Annotated in this window: 1 protein-coding gene; it reads left to right on the top strand. The window is 61.8% G+C overall.

Features of this window, described 5'->3' with window-relative positions:
• Nucleotides 1-782: ABC transporter substrate-binding protein (locus HMPREF2924_RS30795; RefSeq protein WP_256567992.1), on the top strand; the 782-nt coding region annotated here is incomplete at both ends.

Raw genomic sequence — 782 nt, 5'->3', positions numbered from 1 at the left:
GCCGGCTTCGATCCCGCCCAGTACACCACCGGTACCGATTTCGACGCCGCGGCGGAAACCGTCTTCAACCGCCTGACCCAGTTCGAGCGCGGCGGCACCAAGGTCCTTCCCGGCCTTGCGGAAAGCTGGGACGTCAGCGACGACGGCAAGACCTATACCTTCCACCTGCGCAAGGGCGTGAAGTTCCACAGCACCGACTACTTCAAGCCGACCCGCGAATTCAATGCCGACGACGTGCTGTTCACCTTCGAACGCATGCTCGACAAGGATCATCCGTTCCGCAAGGCCTACCCCACCGAGTTTCCCTACTTCACCGACATGGGCCTGGACAAGAACATCGCCAGGATCGAGAAGCTCGACGAGCACAGGGTGAAATTCACCCTCAACGAGGTCGACGCGGCCTTCATCCAGAACCTGGCGATGCCCTTCCCATCGATCCAGTCCGCCGAATACGCCGCGCAACTGCTCAAGCAGGGCAAGGCCAGCGACATCAACCAGAAGCCGATCGGCACCGGCCCGTTCGTATTCAGCCGCTACCAGAAGGATGCGCAGATCCGTTTCAAGGGCAACAAGGACTACTGGAAGCCGGACGAGGTGAAGGTCGACAACCTGATCTTCGCCATCAACACCGACGCCTCGGTGCGCGCGCAGAAGCTCAAGGCCGGCGAGTGCCAGATCACCCTCAACCCACGCCCCGCCGACCTCGACGCGCTGAAGAAGGACCCGAACCTGAACCTGCCGTCGCAGGCCGGCTTCAACCTCGGCTACATCGCCTACAACGT

This window comes from Pseudomonas sp. HMSC063H08 (genome assembly GCF_001813645.1).
GTDB classification, from domain to species: domain Bacteria; phylum Pseudomonadota; class Gammaproteobacteria; order Pseudomonadales; family Pseudomonadaceae; genus Pseudomonas; species Pseudomonas aeruginosa.
The sequence above is the reverse complement of the archived record's forward strand: the minus strand, read 5'-3'. Positions and strand labels throughout refer to the sequence as shown.